General features: G+C 57.6%; 16 protein-coding genes and 1 pseudogene. 13 read left to right on the top strand and 4 right to left on the bottom strand.

Annotation, left to right across the window (positions count from 1 at the left end; genetic code table 11):
* Positions 1–223: 223 nt before the first annotated feature.
* From EFQ99_RS19565 to EFQ99_RS19555, 3 genes are all read right to left on the bottom strand, one after another.
* Positions 224–985 carry a sugar phosphate isomerase/epimerase family protein gene (locus EFQ99_RS19565; RefSeq protein ID WP_126922751.1) on the bottom strand — a complete coding sequence of 254 codons (762 nt, stop codon included), beginning with the start codon at positions 983–985 and terminating at the stop codon, positions 224–226.
* 275 nt (positions 986–1,260) lie between these two features.
* Entirely contained in the window at positions 1,261–2,325 is a 1,065-nt protein-coding gene (locus EFQ99_RS19560) for a sugar phosphate isomerase/epimerase family protein (RefSeq protein WP_126922749.1), read from the bottom strand.
* Positions 2,326–2,368: 43 nt separating this feature from the next.
* Positions 2,369–3,454 carry a LacI family DNA-binding transcriptional regulator gene (locus EFQ99_RS19555; RefSeq protein ID WP_245441538.1) on the bottom strand — a complete coding sequence of 362 codons (1,086 nt, stop codon included), beginning with the start codon at positions 3,452–3,454 and terminating at the stop codon, positions 2,369–2,371.
* Between the two features lie 330 nt (positions 3,455–3,784).
* Between EFQ99_RS19555 and EFQ99_RS19550 the strand changes: the two are divergent.
* From EFQ99_RS19550 to EFQ99_RS19505, 10 genes and pseudogenes are all read left to right on the top strand, one after another.
* Positions 3,785–3,946: pseudogene (locus EFQ99_RS19550) on the top strand (helix-turn-helix domain-containing protein); the annotation flags it as partial.
* Positions 3,947–4,515: 569 nt separating this feature from the next.
* Entirely contained in the window at positions 4,516–5,355 is an 840-nt protein-coding gene (locus EFQ99_RS19545) for a sugar phosphate isomerase/epimerase family protein (protein WP_126922747.1), read from the top strand.
* Positions 5,356–5,433: 78 nt separating this feature from the next.
* A complete protein-coding gene (locus EFQ99_RS19540; protein WP_126922840.1) occupies positions 5,434–6,201 on the top strand; it encodes an amino acid ABC transporter ATP-binding protein in 768 nt (255 codons plus the stop codon).
* A gap of 15 nt (positions 6,202–6,216) precedes the next feature.
* On the top strand, positions 6,217–6,885 hold the full coding sequence (locus EFQ99_RS19535) for an amino acid ABC transporter permease (RefSeq protein WP_126922745.1): 669 nt from the start codon (positions 6,217–6,219) through the stop codon (positions 6,883–6,885).
* Between the two features lie 4 nt (positions 6,886–6,889).
* Positions 6,890–7,558: an amino acid ABC transporter permease gene (locus EFQ99_RS19530; protein WP_126922744.1), complete on the top strand. Its 669-nt coding sequence runs from the start codon at positions 6,890–6,892 to the stop codon at positions 7,556–7,558.
* 67 nt (positions 7,559–7,625) lie between these two features.
* Positions 7,626–8,426: an SDR family NAD(P)-dependent oxidoreductase gene (locus EFQ99_RS19525; protein WP_126922742.1), complete on the top strand. Its 801-nt coding sequence runs from the start codon at positions 7,626–7,628 to the stop codon at positions 8,424–8,426.
* Positions 8,324–8,671 carry a tautomerase family protein gene (locus EFQ99_RS36010; RefSeq protein WP_126922740.1) on the top strand — a complete coding sequence of 116 codons (348 nt, stop codon included), beginning with the start codon at positions 8,324–8,326 and terminating at the stop codon, positions 8,669–8,671. The genes EFQ99_RS19525 and EFQ99_RS36010 overlap by 103 nt, the downstream gene beginning before the upstream one ends.
* Before the next feature lie 232 nt (positions 8,672–8,903).
* Positions 8,904–9,722, top strand: a complete 819-nt coding sequence (locus EFQ99_RS19515) for a substrate-binding periplasmic protein (RefSeq protein WP_245441536.1) — start codon at positions 8,904–8,906, stop codon at positions 9,720–9,722.
* A 118-nt stretch (positions 9,723–9,840) separates the two neighbouring features.
* Positions 9,841–11,574, top strand: a complete 1,734-nt coding sequence (locus EFQ99_RS19510; RefSeq protein ID WP_425376282.1) for a dihydroxy-acid dehydratase — start codon at positions 9,841–9,843, stop codon at positions 11,572–11,574.
* A 102-nt stretch (positions 11,575–11,676) separates the two neighbouring features.
* Positions 11,677–11,847 carry a helix-turn-helix domain-containing protein gene (locus EFQ99_RS19505; protein ID WP_245441535.1) on the top strand — a complete coding sequence of 57 codons (171 nt, stop codon included), beginning with the start codon at positions 11,677–11,679 and terminating at the stop codon, positions 11,845–11,847.
* Between the two features lie 62 nt (positions 11,848–11,909).
* On the opposite strand, the gene EFQ99_RS19500 is transcribed toward EFQ99_RS19505, so the two are convergent.
* Positions 11,910–12,560, bottom strand: a complete 651-nt coding sequence (locus EFQ99_RS19500) for a TetR/AcrR family transcriptional regulator (RefSeq protein ID WP_126922734.1) — start codon at positions 12,558–12,560, stop codon at positions 11,910–11,912.
* Positions 12,561–12,944: 384 nt separating this feature from the next.
* Between EFQ99_RS19500 and EFQ99_RS19495 the strand changes: the two genes are divergently transcribed.
* The 3 genes from EFQ99_RS19495 (at position 12,945) to EFQ99_RS19485 (ending at position 17,628) form a co-directional block, all read left to right on the top strand.
* Complete coding sequence (locus EFQ99_RS19495; protein WP_126922732.1) at positions 12,945–15,014, top strand: hydantoinase/oxoprolinase family protein; 2,070 nt, start codon at positions 12,945–12,947, stop codon at positions 15,012–15,014.
* A 21-nt stretch (positions 15,015–15,035) separates the two neighbouring features.
* The gene (locus tag EFQ99_RS19490) at positions 15,036–16,769 is read left to right on the top strand and encodes a hydantoinase B/oxoprolinase family protein (RefSeq protein WP_126922729.1); all 1,734 of its coding nucleotides are present in this window, start codon (positions 15,036–15,038) and stop codon (positions 16,767–16,769) included.
* 169 nt (positions 16,770–16,938) lie between these two features.
* The gene (locus tag EFQ99_RS19485) at positions 16,939–17,628 is read left to right on the top strand and encodes a dimethylsulfonioproprionate lyase family protein (RefSeq protein WP_126922727.1); all 690 of its coding nucleotides are present in this window, start codon (positions 16,939–16,941) and stop codon (positions 17,626–17,628) included.
* The last annotated feature ends 6 nt before the right edge of the window (positions 17,629–17,634 follow it).

The following is a 17,634-nucleotide window of genomic DNA, read 5'->3' as shown; positions in this document are numbered from 1 at the left end:
GCAGATTTCTGGATTTGGCGATCCGGTGTAAATCCCCGCCCCCTTCGAACGTGAGTTCGAAGGGTCCTTCGGAATAGTCGTGCTTACCGGCGTCAGCGCGCGCTTGGAGCCCGGATAATGTGCTGCATGGATCGTCAGGTTAAGGACTATCTCGACAGCGGGGTTGGCGAGCAACGGTAGCCGACGATACCTACGCCATATTTTTCCGTGACGGTGTAACTCCTCAAAACGCATTGATGGTTTTGATAGAGCGGGTGGCGAGGCGCACGAGATCGGATGGATTATCGTGCTCAACGACAAAATGCTTCGCTTTAGTGGCCTTGCAGGTAACGAACAGTGACTTCCAGTCGACGGTACCATAGCCGACATCGGCCCAGCCGCCTTCGTCGACATTTTCACCGGCCGGCGCGATGTCCTTGACATGCACAGAGGTTATGCGGTCCTTGTAAACTTCGATGAACTTCTTCGGGTCGGCGCCACCGCGGATGACCCAAGCTACATCGATCTCCCAGGAAAGGCTGGGTGCAGTCTCGAACATGCGGTCATGCGGTAAGGAGCCGTCCGGCAGTGCTTCGAATTCGAAGCCGTGATTGTGCCAGCCAAATTCAAGACCAGCATCATGGAATGGTCTTGAAGCTTGTTCAAGCAGCAAGCCAAAGGCACTCCACTGGCTTGCCTCCTTTGGCCAGTTGTCCTGCGCTGGCGCCGGCGCATAGATCGAATCCATGCCAAGCGTCTTGGCAATAGCGAGGACCCGTTTCGGCTCGTTCTCGATTTGGGCGATATCGAAATGGCTGGTGGCCATTTTCAGCCCATTTGCATCGAGATCGGCCCTTAGTGTATTGAGGGCGCTCTCATCCATGGAACTGTAAAGGCCACCAAAGCCTTCCACTTCTTTGTAGCCAAGCGAGCCGAGGAGCGCCAGCGTATCGCCGAGCGGCGGGAAATTGCGGGCACTGTAGAGCTGGAAAGAGACATCTGTCATTGGTCAGATCCTTCTAAGTACGGGCTGGAACGGCCCGTCATTGAAAATTTTAGCCATCACAGCGCGTGCCATCCCTGATCCTCCAGCCCAAACTAAAAAACAGGTGCGGCGACGTGATCGGCGCTGCGCGCAAGAGTTGAGCGACACATGCACCACTCAACACGCTGCTCTTGTGAAACCTCTAGTGCCGGCCGCACTCCGACACCACATGCTTACCCCAGGCGATCGGAGGTGAGCCATAGATGGCACTGAAGTTGGGTCGCCTACCCACGGCGTCAGGTGTGCGCGCTCAACCCAAGCATTCGACGGTTGGCGGCTGCATCCGTCCCTGCGTCGGCAAAGTCGTCAAACGTTCGCTCGGTCACACGGATAATGTAGTTCCTGATAAGCTCTGCACCTTCGCGAGCGCCTACCTCAGGGTGCTTGAGTGCACATTCCCATTCGAGCACAGCCCACCCGTCGAAGTCGTTGGCAGCCATTTTTGCAAAGATGGCCGGGAAATCGACTTGTCCGTCACCTATCGAGCGAAACCGCCCGGCTCGATTGACCCACGACTGAAACCCACCGTAGATGCCTTGCCGGCCAGTTGGATTGAACTCGGCATCCTTGACATGGAACATCTTGATGCGGTCGCGGTAGATGTCGACAAAGTCGAGATAGTCCAGTTGTTGAAGGACGAAGTGACTTGGATCAAAGAGGAGATTAGCGCGGGGATGATTGTTTACCCGCTCAAGGAACATTTCGTAAGTGACGCCATCGTGCAAATCTTCGCCGGCATGAAGTTCATAGCAAAGGTCAACACCGGCTTCATCGAACGCATTGAGGATAGGAGTCCAACGCCGGGCTAGTTCGTCGAAAGCTTCTTCCACCAGTCCGGCAGGACGCTGAGGCCAAGGGTACACGAATGGCCAGGCCAATCCGCCTGAAAAGGTAACATGCGCATTCAGGCCCAAGTTCTGAGAAGCCTTGGCCGTCTGCAACATCGTCTGCACGGCCCATTCTTGACGCGCTTTCGGGTTGCCGCGCAAGTGTGAAGGGGCAAAGCCATCAAATGCAGTGTCATAAGCCGGATGCACAGCGACAAGCTGACCCTGGAGATGGGTCGAAAGTTCAGTGATCTCTAGACCGTGATTATGAACGGTTTCTTTGACTTCGTCAGCGTAGGTCTTTGAATCGGCGGCCTTTTCTAGGTCGATAAAGCTGGAGACCCACGTCGGGATCTGAACGCCCTTATATCCGAGGTTTGCCGCCCATCGGCAAATCCCATCGAGGGAGTTGAAGGGGGCCGTGTCGCCCGCGAACTGAGCGAGGAAAATTGCAGGCCCTTTGATAGTTTTCATAGTCGTGATCCATTGCGATTTTGAAGTTGATTTTCCACTGGGTTCAAGAGTCGAGCGGTCGCGCGCGCCTGACGGATTCGCGTGGCACCAACTCGGTTGGGAGTTCCACAACCGTCCTCGCTGTCTCCCCGGACAACCGCGCGATCATCATGGACATCGCTTGTCTGCCGATTTCTCGGCGAGGCTGCCGAATGGTTGTGAGTGGAGGGTCCATTGCGTCGGCCAAGATTATATCATCGAAGCCGACAACGGAGATATCCTCCGGAACTTTCTGTCCCAGCCGACGCAGTTCGCTTATGGCTCCGATGGCCATCTGGTCACTGGCGGCAAAGATTGCCGAAAACTCGGTGTCTGCCTCCCTCAACCGGCGCACTGCTGAGCGACCTGCCTCGATGCTATAGTCTCCGGGCACGACAAGCTTGTCATTATAGGAGATGCCGGCCTCCCGCAGACCCGCCCGGTAACCTTCAAGCCTTTCAAGGGCCAATTGCTCAGGCAAAGGCCCTGCTAGGTGGACGATGCGCCGGTGACCTTCGTTAACGAGATAGGCGATCGCCTGCCGTGACGCTTGGGCATTGTCCACTTTGACGGTGGGGAGATCGAGTCCGGGGAACGCTTCCGAAGCGATAACAAGGGGCGGTAACTGATCGATTTTCTCGGTCAGTTCAGCAGGGAAATGGCCTACCATCAGAATTAGCCCATCCGCCTGCTTCTGCCGAACCATCTCAATATGCTGTTGGACCTGTGCGTCGTCGTCGCGTGCATCGCTGAGAAGCACTCTGAAGCCTGCCTCTCGTGCTACTTCATCGATCCCCTTGTAGATCTCAAGGTAAAACGGATTGCCGATGTCGCGCACGAGCACAATGACAGCCTTGGTCGCTTGTTGGCGAAAAGTGCGCGCTTGCGCATTCGAGACGAAATTCGTTTGCCGAACCGCAGCCAAGACTTTTTCTCTGGTCTCGGCTTTCACCAACTCGGGATGCTGCAACGTGCGTGACACGGTCGCGATAGAAACCCCGGCGATTGCTGCCACTTGTCTTATGTTGGAGGCGTCGGATTGCATTATATCAAAACCTAAATCGGCGGCCACCGCAAGCGAGCTAACGGCCAGCAATAGCGTGTTCAGCAAAGGCCCGCAGCTTGTCGTGATCGCTCTAGCGAGCGCCGCAGCCTTGCGACGGCGGCGCAATATGTAACCGGTTACATATTAGGAGTCAAGGTATTCAATGATTTCACATGCAATAAGAAAATACACAATATTTCCGATAAAACCCTGCAATGTAACTGTTACATCGTGCGTCCTGCGGTTTCTCAAGCCGACGCGATTAGTTTGAGCGCAGAGAGTTCCATAAAAACCATCCTGCCGCAAAAAGGGTGTAGCCGCAAAGTTAAAGTGTCCTGTTTCTGCAAAGTTGGAATGTCACTTTCCCCGGTGTTTCGATGACCTGGGAGAGTGCGGATGGGATTGATAGCAATGATCGAGCGTGATCTGCAGCGGATCGAGGTTTTTGTCGGAGGTGATTGACGGTCGGATGACGCTGGCGGCGGCGGCGTCTCCGCTTGACCTGAGCGAGCGCCAGGTCCGTCGTCTGCTGGAGCGGATCGGTCTGACGGTGCGGCCTAGATCCGACACAAGGCGGTCCGCCGGCCGTCCGCGAGCTTTCAGCGATGCATCCCTGAAGGATAGGGGCGGCATCCGCCGGGCAGTCTACGGGCGTTGATTTGGTCCCACCCGCTAGGTTGAGCATCGAAGAAAAGCCACGGGTTGCCGCGACACGAGTTGCCGTGGCTTTCTTGTTTCTAGGCCTAGCGTCGCTCGACGCGTACGCTGCGGCGTTTGGCGTTCGACATCGAAGATTGCGACGCGTTTCGCTGGCTTTGCCTTCATAGTCATCGGCCAACTACCCAATTTTCACGCAGCAGTTTGTGCTTCCCAGCGATGGCCGACGGGAAATTTAAGGCGCTGAAAACGTGAAGGAAACTCTTACACCAGCACGCTGATAAAGCCCATTGACTCTCCGATTTAATAGGTCTAGCACTCTCTCTATTAAACTAAATAGTTCTATAAGTGCAAGAGCCCAGAGGTCGTGACAGACTGTTTTCTGGCGAGGTGCCGAGCGGAGGGCGCTCGAACTCTTATAGAACATTGGACGTCGGCGTCGGAAAAAGCGCCGAAGGAAGGGAACAGGAATGAAGTACGATCTGACGCGGTTTGCCATCAACCAGATCACGACGCCGAAATGGTCCATGCCGGAGGCGATCGAGGGCTATTCGAGGAACGGGATCAAGGGAATTGCCGTCTGGCGGAATTTCCTGGACGACTACGGTGTGGAGAAGACTTCCAAGCACCTCAAAGACGCTGGAATGTGGGTCGCTTCGCTTTGCACCAGCGCTTGGGTTAATGAAACAGAGGCGGCGGCATATAAGGCGCAGATCGACGCGAACCGCCGGATCATCGATCAGGCTGCAGCTATCGGTGCGCCGTGTGTGGTCATGGTGATGGGCGGTCTACCCAAGGGTGACAAAGACCTGGCGGCTCAGCGGGTCAGGATTCACGACGCGCTCGCTGAGCTCGCGCCCTATGCCATTGCCTCGGGCGTGAAGCTGGGTCTGGAGCCCCTGCATCCAATGTATTGCGGCGATCGCAGCGCGATGAATTCGATCACCGACGTGAAGGGACTTATCGACGAGCTTGGCGACGACGCTACGAGCTTAGTCGCAGACGTCTACCACTGCTGGTGGGATCCGGCATTTGAACGGGAGCTTCGTCACGCTGGGAAAGACCGGATTCAGACCTTCCATTACTGCGATTGGCTGGTTCCGACCCGGAACCTTCGCGACCGGGGAATGGTTGGTGATGGGGTAATCGACTTTGCTCGCATTCGTGGCTGGCTCGACGAAATCGGATACGAGGGACCGTTCGAGTTGGAAATTTTCTCCGAACTCAACTGGTGGGAGCGCGATCCGGAAGAGACTGTGCGGATCGCGATTGAGCGTTGCGGCCCGTTTGTCGGCCCGCTCAAGAAGTGAAGCTGGCCACTCATGGAACGCGAAGCAAGGCCTATCCAAAAACTGCCTGTCCTGCAGGCCACGATTCAGGGGATCCTGATGACCGAACAAAGTTTCATTTCCGTACGCGGCCTGAAGAAGAGCTACGCCAACGGGCAGATAAAGGTCCTCAATGGCCTCGATCTCGATATGAAGAAAACTGACCGCCTTCTCGTCATAGGGCCAAGTGGCGGCGGCAAGAGCACCCTCCTGCGCTGCGTGATGGGGCTGGAAGACGTACAGGGCGGCGAGATCAAGGTCGACGGCAAGAGCTACATCATCGGCGGCGAGCGAAAGACGAACATCGATCCCGAAATGCAGAGGCAGATTGGCATGGTGTTCCAGAGCTACACGCTGTTTCCGCACCTGACAGTTCTCGGCAACCTGACGCTTGCTCCCATTAGGTCACGCGGCGTCAGAAAGGACGAGGCCGAAGCCAGGGCGATGGATCTCCTCAATCGCTTTGGTCTGAAAGCCAAGGCTCGCGCCTATCCGGCGGCACTATCCGGCGGCCAGAAGCAGCGCGTGGCGATCGCAAGGGCGCTGATGCTTGATCCAAAGCTGATGCTGTTCGACGAAGTCACATCGGCGCTGGATCCTGAACTCGTCAACGAAGTGATTACGATGATCACCGAGCTGGCAGATAGCGGAATGCCGATGATGATTGTCACGCACGACATGTGGTTTGCGAAAAAGATCGCAACCCGCGTGGTATTCTGCGATGGCGGGGTGATCGCAGAAGACGCTACCCCCGAGGAATTCTTTAGCGCGCCTAAGTCGGTCCGAGCTCGGGACTTCATTCACAATGTTCTGCACGCAGATCGTTAAAGCGGACGCGTCATCATGCAAAACATCGACTTCTTCTTTGTCTTGAACGCCTGGCCGGCATTGCTGCAGGGCCTGATTATAACGCTTCAGATCACCTTCTGGGCGAACGTAATCGGCCTCGTCGCGGGCTTTCCTCTTGCGCTGCTTTCGAGCTCGTCGTTCCTTCCCGCGCGTATCGTTGCCCGGTTCTATATCGACTTGTTTCGATGCACGCCGGTTCTGGTGCAAGTCGTCTGGTTCTTCTTTTGCATTCCGATGCTGCTGGACGTGTTCTGGTCGCCGGTCTTCATGGGCATTGTCATCCTCGGGATGAACCAGACCGCTTTCAACGGAGAAGCGTTCCGCGCAGCCATTCAGTCGATACCCCTCGCTCAAAAGGATGCGAGCGTCGCGCTTGGATTGGGCCGCTGGAACTACGTACGATACGTTGTTCTCCCTCAGGCGATCAAGACCGCCACGCCGGTGCTAATCACGAACGCCATCGGCATCTTCCAGCAAAGTTCGCTGGTGGCGCTCGTCGGCGTCGCTGACCTTATGTACCAGGGCAAGCTGCTCTCGACCCAGACCTACCGTCCGATCGAGACCTTCACCTTCCTAGCGGCGTTCTACCTCGTGATCGCCATTCCGTTTGGCCGGCTGGCTGCGTTTCTCGAATATCGGCTCGAACGATTGAACAGGATATAAGACGATGCAAGGTCTCGATTTTTCCGTTGTCTTAAATTATCGCGACGCACTGCTGAAGGGGCTTCTCCTCACCGTCGAGCTCACCGTCATCTGTGGAATCCTCAGCGTCGTATTCGGCTTTCTGATTGGTGTCGGCAGAAAATCTGGCCCGCTTCCGATCCGGTGGCTGAGCACGACCTATGTCGAGATCCTGCGCGGCACCCCGGTGCTGATCACGTTGTTCTGGGTATTCTTCTGTTTCCCGCTGATCTTCGGTGTCGAGTTCGGGGCTGTGACCTCGTCTATAATCGCGCTCACCCTTTATACGTCGGCGATCACGAGCGAGTCATTCCGATCGGCGCTCAGTTCGATTGGTCCTGACCAGCATGACGCCTGCAGAGCGCTCAGCCTGACGCCCTTCACGAAGATGCTCTACGTCATAGCGCCGCAGACGCTAATCAGAGCGATACCCAACCTCATGTCGAACCTTGTGAGCCTGTTCAAGGAGAGCGCACTGGTGTCGGCAGTGGGCGTGGTGGAGTTGATGTACACCGCACAGAATGTTTCCAACGTGACCGCGAGACCGGTGGAAGTTCTGACTACCGCAGCCCTGATCTATTTCGTCATTGGATGGATTTTGACCCGCCTTGTGAACCGCGTCGAGGACCGGCTGCTGTCCAAGATCGCAGCATAGCCCGATTTTTTTGGGCGGCGTTAAAGGCGACGCCAACGACAAAACCCCAGAGACATGGAGTTGTAAAATGATAGATGCCAAAACTGGAAACGAAGCTTCGCTGGCCGTGATTACAGGCGGCGCGAGCGGAATAGGGGAGGCGACGGCCAGAGGGTTCGTGGCAGCGGGGTGGCGCGTCGTCATCGCGGACATCAACGACGAACGAGGTGACAATATCGCCGCCGAACTCGCTGGGCGGGGATCGCAGGTGACCTATTCGCACCTCGACGTGTCCGACGAGCAGGCTGTGCTCGACTTCAAGCAGGATGTTTACTCCCGGTTCGGCAGGGTTGACGCTCTCGTCAACTCCGGCGGGATACTGCAGAACGCGACGCGCGTCACGAAGATGGCGATTGCCGATTTCGACCGCATCATCGACGTGAACCTGCGAGGGACCTTGTTGACGGCGCGGGCCTTTGGCGAGGAGATGGCGGCAGCCGGCTCCGGATCCATTGTGAATTTGTGCTCGCTTACCACCTTTCAAGCGACTCCCCAGCCGGCCTACGGCATGAGCAAGTCGGCGCTGAAGATGCTTACCGAAGTCATGGCTGCCGAGCTCGGGCCTCAAGGCGTCCGTGTCAATGCGGTCGCCCCCGGCTACACCATGACGCCGGCGATGAAGCAAAGGATTGATCGCGGCGAGCGCGATCCCGCCAAGGTGATCTCAAAGTCGGCCCTGCGGCGATTTGTGGAGCCCAAGGAGATCGCGGACGCGATCCTTTTCCTATGTTCTCCATCTGCGTCCGCTATCACCGGCGTCACGCTTCCGATCGACTGCGGCTGGCTCGTGTACTCCGTCTACAGCAGCGCTGCTGCGCAGCCCGAGTAATAGGCGAAGCGCTGCGCGGCTTCGTTACGCCGCGCCGTGGAGAGAAGAGGAGGTATGGAATGCCCACGATTCAAGTCCAGATGCTGCTCGGCCGCAGTCGGGAGCAGAAGCGGGAAATGGCGGAAGTATTCACTCGCGAGATGGCTCGTATCGCGAAGTGCGGGGAGAGCGACGTCCAGATAATTTTCGACGAGGTTCCGAAAGAGAACTGGGCGGTTGGTGGCGTCCTCAACGACGAACGCTAGCCCTTGGTCGGAGGCCCAAAAAAATTGGACCTGGTCTCAAATGACCAAAAAAAGGATTGGCTATTGTCGACAATGTGGTACAACGAGGTGCGAGCAGCTAATCAAGCGAGATGTAAATAGTCGCACTGCGCGTATCGCGAAACGCGAAAGCATAAAAAGGGAACGGCTTAGTCTGTTCAAGGAAATTACCAAACCTAACACAACTGGGAGCATGACAATGAAAGCATCAGGTATGTTCAAGGGCATCGTCCTCGGTCTGCTATTTGCAGCAAGCGCCGGTTACGCAAACGCTCAGTCGCAGGAAGGCAGCGGCTACTGGCAAGACATTCAGAAAAGCGGGGTCCTGCGTTGCGGGGCCGCCGTCGCGCCGCCCCACGTCATTCGTGATCCTCAGACTGGTGAGTACAGCGGCACGTTCGTCGACCTATGCAAGAAGTTCGCCTCGGATGCGCTTGGGGTGAAGGCTGAGATCGTAGATACGACCTGGGACAATATCGTCGCCGGCCTTCAGGCAAACCGTTGGGACCTGTCGATGGCGCTCAACCAGAACCCGAAGCGCGCGATGGCGATTGCGTTCAGCCAGCCGGTCGTTGAGTATCAGGTGTCGGGCCTCTACGACAAAGCGAATCCGAAATTCTCGCAGCCTCCGAAGTCCATTACAGACGTGGATGTTGCCGGCGTGACGATCATTCTGATGTCCGGCACGTCGATCGATGGCACCCTTTCGCCGCAGATCAAGAATGCAACGATCTTGCGCCTGCCTGACATCGACGCCACCCGCCTCGCGCTCTCCTCTCGACGCGGCGACATCCTATTCGATGACAGCGACAGCAATGCTCTGTTTTCCGCGACCGGCAAAGATCGTTGGGTAACGTTGAATCCCGAACCGGCCATTTCCAAGCAAGGGATCGCCTTTGGGCTCCGCCGCTCAGCGTCCTACTCGGATATTCAGTCGCTGAATTTCTTCATCCAGGAAAAGTCAGCGATCGGAGAGATCGACCGTATTGCGAAGGGCTATATCGACAAGCTCGCGGGCGACATCAAACAATGATTTGCATGCGAGGCGCCGGTCGAAACGATCGGCGCCTCGTCCAATGAACGTTAAGTGCTGGACGAGAACCACGCTGAGAGGTGGGACCTCCCATATCCGGTGGCGGCCTCGAATGGAGATGAACATGACTGCCGAAAAGAAGCCTCTACGAAGTGAGGCGTGGTTCAAGCGTATCGACAACACCGGGTACGAGCATCGCACGCACCTCAAGGCTCGTGGCGCCCTGCCTGACATGTTCGAAGGCAAGCCGGTTATTGGCATCGCCAACTCGGCATCTGATCTCGTGCCCTGCAACGCGCATCTGACCGAGCTCGCGGAGTGGGTTTCTCGAGGCGTTCTGGAGGCTGGCGGCTTTCCCCTCGTCTTCTCGACCATGTCGATCGGGGACTCCATCATGCGGCCGAGCGGGATGCTTTTCCGCAACATGATGAGCATGGAACTCGAAGCGACCCTACGCGCCAATCCCCTCGATGGCGTCGTCCTGCTCACCGGGTGCGACAACACGGCCCCGGCCTACATGATGGGCGCGGCCAGCGTCGATCTGCCCACGATTGTCGTCCACGGCGGCGCGATGATCAACGGCAAGGTCGGTATGCGACAGGTGGGATCGGGCTCGGACATCTTCAGAATGCACGGCGAATACAAGGCCGGGCGCATGTCCAAGGACGCGTTTCTGAGTTCAGAATACGGGATGTCGAGAAGCAACGGCTCCTGCAATACGATGGGAACTGCGACGACGATGGGCTGCATCGCAGAGGCCCTCGGCCTCAGTCTGTCCGGCTCCGCAGCGATACCTGCCGTTGATGGGCGCCGCAAGGGTTCGGCCCAGCTATCAGGGCGCCGGATCGTCCAAATGGTCAGAGAGGAGCTGAATTTCTCGAAAATCGTGGATCGACGAGCGCTTGAGAATTCGATCCGCGTCAACGCGGCCCTCGGTGGGAGCACAAACGCGATCATACATTTGCTCGCTTTGGCCGGCCGGCTGGAGATCGAATTGACGTTGTCCGATTTCGAGCGAAACTGTCAGTCCATCCCGTTGCTCGCGAACATCATTCCAAACGGAAAATATCTAGTCGAAGAGTTCTTTTCCGCCGGCGGTCTTCCGGCGGTCATGGCGTCGCTCGGTGAAAAGCTACATTTGGACGTCTTGACCGCTAGCGGAAAGACGCTGGCCGAAGAACTTACCGACGTAGAGAGCCTGGACCACGACGTCATTGCGCCTCTGGACAATCCTATCAAGCCGCAGAACGCGCTGCGTATTTTGAAAGGAAACATCGCTCCCAACGGAGCGGTGATGAAGCCATCGGCCGCGAGCCCACATTTGATGAAGCACACCGGTCGCGCCGTTGTCTTCGAATCGGTGGAAGACTTGGACAAGCGCATCGACGATCCGTCGCTAAACATCGATGAGAATTGCGTTCTCGTCCTCAAAGGCATCGGGCCACGGGGTTATCCGGGAATGCCTGAGCTGGGAAACATCCGGCTTCCAAAGCACATCCTGGAAAAGGGCATCACCGACATGGTGAGAATTTCGGACGGTCGCATGAGCGGCACTGCCTATGGCACGGTTGTTCTTCATGTGGCGCCGGAATCGTCGATCGGCGGCCCATTGGCGCTGGTGAAGGATGGGGACCTCATCTCCCTCGACGTGGAAGCAGGCACCTTGTCTGTGAATCTCTCGGAAGAGGAGTTCGAAAAGCGAAGGGCGGCGGCTACGTTCGAGCCGATCGTTCACAAGCGCGGGTATGAACGGCTTTTCGTCGAACACGTGCTGCAGGCCGATAAGGGCCTCGACTTCGATTTCCTCGTCGGTCGAAGCGGGAACGCGGCTCCTACTCGGCGTCCATTCTGACGAAGCAGCAGCAGGCCGATCGTGCGCAAATACTCCATTAAGTTTACGGCAATGCCTTTCAATCAGACCGCCTTCGAAACTGATCGCACAACGAGCACTGAGATGGCGGCATTGCTTCGAGAAAAGCGCATCTCTTCCGGTTACAGCCTTGACGAGATGTCTCTAGTGACCGGCCTCACAGCAAGCGAGATCGCCGACGTGGAGCGGGGGATAATTTCCCGTTCCGCCGACCTCGCCAGACTTGTCGGAGCTGCGCGAAAGCTGCGGCGCTGAGAGGCGAGGTCGAAGCAAGTTACTGATAAGGAAACGCTAGTTGCGGCCGCCGTCGGCCGCAACTAGCGCCGCAGATAGGCCAGCACCATCTCGACAGCTTGCTCTCGTTGGACCCTAACCGCCTTTCGGGCGCTGAGATCCTTGTCGAGTACGATCGAAAGCGTGTTCATATTCGAGAAGTAGAAGTAGCCCAGCGCCGAGATGGAAATGTAAAGATGTTTCAGATCGACGTTGGAGCGGAACACTCCGATTTCCTCACCGATCTTCACAATCTCGCGCATCTTCTCTAGCAGAGGCACGTAGAGGGATCGGATGTCCATTGCTTCCTTGAGAAATCGGGCATTCAGCACGTTTTCATGGGTGATCATCCGTACTATGCGCGGATTTTCCGCGAAGGTGTCAAAGGTGGATTCGATCAGCCTTCTCATAGACGACATCGGGTCTGGGTCGTTCAGGTCGAAATCCCGCTGGGAGGCTCGAAGCTTTTCGTAGGTGTCTTTCAGGCTAGCGGTATAAAGCTCTTCCTTGCTGTTGAAATACCGATAAATCAGACTCTTGTTTGTCTGTGACGCCTCTGCGATCGCATCGATCCTTGCGCCATCGAGGCCGCGCTCAGTGAACTCGTCGATCGCCGCGTCGATGATGTGCTGCCGCGTTTTCAACGGATTTCGAATTCTTTTTTTCTTTGTCGCTTCTGTAAGGTCGTTTGTCATTTAACTGTCCTGGATAGTGGCGCCGCAGCTTGGCCCCGCACTGTGTACCATGATGTCTGCGTCAGCCCTAGCTGGCTTTCCGACCCGACGGCCACCGCAGAAGTCTGCACAAAAACCACCTAAAATAAGTCGCTTGTTTCAAGCCAAACGGGCTTGCTCAGTTGCTTATAAGCAATTGATTGGAAAGTATTTTCCAGCATTTTCAAAATTCATATTTTTGCGATTGACGCACCTCCTGAAACCAGCTAGCACTCCCGTTAGTAAACTAGTTAGTTCTATAACGAACGATCCGGGATTAGTCAACTGTCCCGGCGGGCCGAGAAAATGCGGGTTCTACCCGCTTGCCGAAAAGAAAAGAGCCGCGTACGCGCGAAGGAGGTACAAATGAATAACGCACGCATCGGCGTGGATATTGGTGGAACGTTTACCGACCTGGTACTCTTCGGTGACGGCGGCGAGACGTTCTTCACAAAAGTTCCCTCGACGCCTGCTAAACCGGAGCAGGCGGTCCTCACTGGCATCCGTCAGATTACCGCGACGGCCAAGCTCGACGTGACCAAGGTCGTCGAAGTCGTCCATGGGACCACTGTAGGTTCCAACACGCTCCTGCAGAAGGTTGGCGCGAAGTCCGGATTGATCACCACGAAGGGCTTTCGCGACGTGCTTGAAATCGGCCGCGTGCGCACGCCGACGATGTTCGATCTGAGTTGGGAAAAGGCCGTCCCGTTGATATCTCGCAGATATCGCCTCGAAGTCGACGAGCGCTCGACCGCGGACGGCAGGATCCTCAAGCCCCTGGACGAGGCGGAGGTCATCGAAATTGGCCGGTTCTTCGAAAGTGAAGGCGTCGAGTCTGTCGCGATCTGCTTCATCAACTCGTATCGCAACCCCGAGAACGAAGCGCGTGCCGAGGAAGTCATGCGCAGGAATTTCCCGGACATCTGGGTCACTTCCTCAGTGTCGGTTCTGCCTGAGATTCGTGAGTACGAGCGCACCTCCACGACCGCGGTGAATGCCTACGTCCTGCCATCGCTTCGCGCCTATTTCGAAAGACTTGAGAATGGACTGCGCGAGATCGGAGTTTCCGCCCCGCTGTTGATCAGCAATTCGAATGGCGGTCTTTCGAGCGCGAAGATGGCTCAGGAAAAGCCGGTGTTCTTCATCTCCTCCGGACGATCTGCAGGGGTCGTCGGGGCAGGGCGTCTCGGTGAGGCGATCAAGGAAAAAGATCTCGTGGTCTTCGACATGGGCGGCACCACGGCGTCCGCGTCGCTCATTCACAAGGGCGAGCTCTCGCGGGCCAACGAATACGAATTTCGCGCCGGCATTTCCACGCCGAGCCGTTTCATCAAGGCCGGCGGCTACCTCATGAGAGTGCCGACGGTCGATGTCGCGGAGGTCGGAAGCGGTGCCGGTTCCATTGCTCGCATCGATGAGGGCGGCTTGATGCATGTGGGCCCCCTCTCGGCCGGCGCCGATCCAGGTCCGGTGTGCTACGGCATCGGTGGTCAATCGCCGACGGTGACCGATGCCAACGTCGTGCTTGGCTTCCTTCCGCCCGCCCTGGCTGGCGGAAGCATGCAGCTCGACGTGGACGGCGCCCGCACCGCGATCAAGCGGGATCTCGCGGACCCGCTGAAGCTTTCGGTTGAAGATGCCGCATTTGGTATTCGCGAAGTCGTCAACATTAACATGGCCCGCACGATCAAAGCGGTAACGGTCGAAAGAGGGGTGGATCCTCGCGATTTCGCAATCCTAGCATTTGGCGGGTCTGGTCCCGTCCATGCATGCGATCTAGCCCGCACGCTGGGAATCTCCCGTGTGATCTTCCCGAAATCGCCCGGCGTCTTCACTGCGACAGGAATGCTGGCCGCGAAGGTCGAGCGCTATTTTCTCCGCAGCCTCAACGGCATGCTGGACCAGTTGCCGGTGGAGCGGGTCAACAGCCTCTTGGGCGAGATGCGTGCTGAAGCAATCGCTTCGCTCGCGGAGGAGGGATACCGGGACGATCAGGTGGAATGCGGCTTCGAGGCTGATCTGCGCTTCAAAGGCCAGGACTTCGAGCTGCCGATTGCATTGCCTGAGATCGTCGTCGAGGCGGATCGCTCAAAGCTCAGAGCGGCATTCCGCGAGGCCTACAAGGCGATCTATGGCTATGCATCGGACGACGGCGTCGAAATCGTCAACATCAGGCTTAACGCCAGCGGCAACAGTGGAAACCGGTTAAGCTTCACGCCTCACGCACCGAGCGGCGAAACACAGTTCGAAAGCCGCAGGATCTACTACTCGCGCACCGACGGCTGGGTGGACACGCCGATCTACGAACGAAGCAGCTTCCGCGGGGGAGTTGCCGGTCCGCTTATCATCCAGAGCCCAGACACGACCATTGTTATTCCGCCACGCGCGACAGCCGACCTCGACACGTTTGGCAACGTTGTCGCGACGCTTGCCTGAGATTTCCGGAGGAACAGGAACATGGCTCAAAAACACAACGACCCAATCACCTTCGCGGTCATCAAAAATGCGCTGGATACGATCGTAGACGACATGGCTTTCGCAGTGATGCGAACCGCGCGCTCGCCGATCGTCCGTGACGTGCTCGACTATTCGGTGACGCTTTGCGACAAGCATGGTCGGATCCTGTCGCAGGCGAAGACTGTTGCTCTTCACCTCGGCGCGGTCCCTGACGCGATGGCCGTGATCATGGCGCGCTATGCCAACGATCTTGCGCCCGGCGACGTCATCATCTTCAACGATCCCTACGAAGGCGGGATGCATCTCCCCGACATCTTTATGATCAGGCCGATCTTCCATGCCGGCTCGTTGCGGGGCTTCTCCGTCGTGATTGCCCATCACTGCGACGTTGGCGGCCGCGTTCCGGGCTCGAATGCGGCGGATTCCACGGAGATCTTCCAGGAGGGCCTCCGCATCGCGCCGATGAAGCTCTATGACAAGGGCGTTCTCAACGACACGCTCATGCGCATCATCACGAAAAACGTCAGGCTTCCAGAACTGGTCACGGGCGACCTGGAGGCCCAGTTCGCTACCTGCAATCTCGGCGAGCGCGAACTCCTGCGTCTTATCGAGCGATACGGCGCGGACGAGCTTGACGGCTATTTCGATGACCTGATCGACTATGGCGAGCAACTCACCAGAGCCGCAATCCGCTCCTGGCCAGACGGCGACTATTACTTCGAAGACTTCATCGACGGCGACGGCTTCTCCACCGACGCCATCCCCATCAAGGTGAAGCTCACCGTTCGTGGCGACCATCTCGATGTCGACTTCGCCGGGTCGTCGCCTCAGGTGAAGGGCGCGATCAACTCGACGCTTTCCTTCGTAAAGTCCGCCACCTACCTCTCAGTGCGCTGCGCCCTTGATGAGGAAGTTCCCAATAACGCAGGGGTCTACCGATGCATCACAATATCGGCGCCCGAAGGATCGATCCTGAACCCGTTGATGCCGGCAGCTGTGGCTGCGCGCGCTTTGACTGGCTATCGAGTAGTGGACACCGTCCTTGGCGCGCTATCGCAGATCGCGCCCAAGAAGGTGATGGCGGCCGGCGAAGGCGGCAACACCGTCCTTGCGTTCGGAGGTTGGGATAAGACGACGCGCGAGCCTTTCGTGCTCGTCGACATGATCAATGGAGCATGGGGCGGTCGTTGGAACAAGGACGGTGTGGAAGGCGTGACGAATCCGTCGCAGAACATGTCGAACCTTCCCGTCGAAACCCTCGAAGTCCGCTATCCGATGATGATGGACGAGTACAGCCTCCGGCCGGACTCGTGTGGGGCCGGCGAATATCGCGGCGGCCTGGGCCTGATCCGACAGTATCGCCTTCTGGCTGAAGAAGCGGTTCTCCAAATCCGCGCGGACCGTCACGACCATGCCCCCTATGGCCTGTTTGGCGGCAAACCTGCGGCTCCCTGCGTGAACATCCTCGATCCCGAAGGTGAGAACGTTGTGCTTCCCGCCAAGATAACCAGGACGATTGGCCGGAATGTCGTGGTTCGTCATGAACAGGCGGGCGGCGGGGGCTACGGCGATCCGTTGAAACGCTCGCTCGACCTCATTCGGGACGACCTGACGAACGGTAAGATCACTCCGGCTTACGCGACGACGCATCATGGCGTGGTGTTCGCTTCCGACGGCCAGACCGTGGACGCTCAGGCGACCGAGGCGCGGCGGGCCGAGGGCTCCGCCGCCTAGTCGAGCGGATTGCGGACGGAAGACGACTGGTCCGGCGTGGTGCCCGGCCAAGGGTGCTCACTTCAGCGAGCCGGGCCAGTCGACAATCAGGCGCTAATGCAGCGTCAACCCTAGTGCGGCAGGTCTCCGTTGGCTTTGTTGCAGGAGCCATGGAAGTTTGGGAACACCTATGTTTGCTCCGATAGACACCTCCTTCATGCGATGCGTCGATCCGTTCTTGCGACACTCGTCCGTTGCCCGGCACGCAGGTTGGCAACTGCGCATCAGGCGGCCGGCGGCGATCCAGGCGGTGATTGACGCACTCGGCGACGTGCTGATGAACGACGAACATTCGATGATGGTGAGGTTCACCGGCTGCAAGATCGTACACAGACTGCAGGAGGAGGGCACCTTCGGAGCGGCCAATACGAGAGTCGGCCGCTTTGCACTCGCAGACGAGGTTTCCGAAGCGCTGAGTTCCATTGGTTCAGACGGCCCGGTTCGCGTACTTGCGGATGCGTTGAGGCCACTGGCCGCGGAGTTGGACTGGTATCAGGGTAGGGGCGGCCCTTTCGCCAGCGTGAACTTTCCGCAAGCGCACGCTCATGCCGTTATAGTTGGCCCAATCGGGCTGGAGGAACGCAGCGACGTTCGATGCGGAATCACCATCCTGGCTCCATACACCCGCTTCCCTGACCATGAACAAACACACTCCCGTGTGGTCATACCGATCGGCATCGGTGAATTTAGGTCAGACGCCGGCGAGTGGGCCGCCACCCCGCCCGGTTCAACCATTTTTTGTGCTACTGGCAGTACGTACGCGATGCGATCTACATCGTGCCCGTTGCTGACGGTATGGTGCCAGAAACTGTCGAGATGATGTTAG

The organism is Rhizobium vallis (genome assembly GCF_003985155.1).
Lineage (GTDB): Bacteria > Pseudomonadota > Alphaproteobacteria > Rhizobiales > Rhizobiaceae > Rhizobium > Rhizobium vallis.
This window is presented reverse-complemented; position numbering and strand designations above follow the sequence as displayed.

What these genes read in the sequence shown, in the direction of transcription:
- EFQ99_RS19525 (WP_126922742.1), top strand. Translation starts at nt 7,626, where the DNA reads ATGATAGATGCCAAAACTGGAAACGAAGCTTCGCTGGCCGTGATTACA.
- EFQ99_RS19540 (WP_126922840.1), top strand. Translation starts at nt 5,434, where the DNA reads ATGACCGAACAAAGTTTCATTTCCGTACGCGGCCTGAAGAAGAGCTAC.
- EFQ99_RS19500 (WP_126922734.1), bottom strand. Translation starts at nt 12,560, where the DNA reads ATGACAAACGACCTTACAGAAGCGACAAAGAAAAAAAGAATTCGAAAT.
- EFQ99_RS19485 (WP_126922727.1), top strand. Translation starts at nt 16,939, where the DNA reads ATGTTTGCTCCGATAGACACCTCCTTCATGCGATGCGTCGATCCGTTC.
- EFQ99_RS19515 (WP_245441536.1), top strand. Translation starts at nt 8,904, where the DNA reads ATGTTCAAGGGCATCGTCCTCGGTCTGCTATTTGCAGCAAGCGCCGGT.
- EFQ99_RS19495 (WP_126922732.1), top strand. Translation starts at nt 12,945, where the DNA reads ATGAATAACGCACGCATCGGCGTGGATATTGGTGGAACGTTTACCGAC.
- EFQ99_RS19530 (WP_126922744.1), top strand. Translation starts at nt 6,890, where the DNA reads ATGCAAGGTCTCGATTTTTCCGTTGTCTTAAATTATCGCGACGCACTG.
- EFQ99_RS19490 (WP_126922729.1), top strand. Translation starts at nt 15,036, where the DNA reads ATGGCTCAAAAACACAACGACCCAATCACCTTCGCGGTCATCAAAAAT.
- EFQ99_RS19560 (WP_126922749.1), bottom strand. Translation starts at nt 2,325, where the DNA reads ATGAAAACTATCAAAGGGCCTGCAATTTTCCTCGCTCAGTTCGCGGGC.
- EFQ99_RS19565 (WP_126922751.1), bottom strand. Translation starts at nt 985, where the DNA reads ATGACAGATGTCTCTTTCCAGCTCTACAGTGCCCGCAATTTCCCGCCG.
- EFQ99_RS19535 (WP_126922745.1), top strand. Translation starts at nt 6,217, where the DNA reads ATGCAAAACATCGACTTCTTCTTTGTCTTGAACGCCTGGCCGGCATTG.
- EFQ99_RS36010 (WP_126922740.1), top strand. Translation starts at nt 8,324, where the DNA reads ATGTTCTCCATCTGCGTCCGCTATCACCGGCGTCACGCTTCCGATCGA.
- EFQ99_RS19545 (WP_126922747.1), top strand. Translation starts at nt 4,516, where the DNA reads ATGAAGTACGATCTGACGCGGTTTGCCATCAACCAGATCACGACGCCG.
- EFQ99_RS19510 (WP_425376282.1), top strand. Translation starts at nt 9,841, where the DNA reads ATGAACATGACTGCCGAAAAGAAGCCTCTACGAAGTGAGGCGTGGTTC.
- EFQ99_RS19505 (WP_245441535.1), top strand. Translation starts at nt 11,677, where the DNA reads ATGGCGGCATTGCTTCGAGAAAAGCGCATCTCTTCCGGTTACAGCCTT.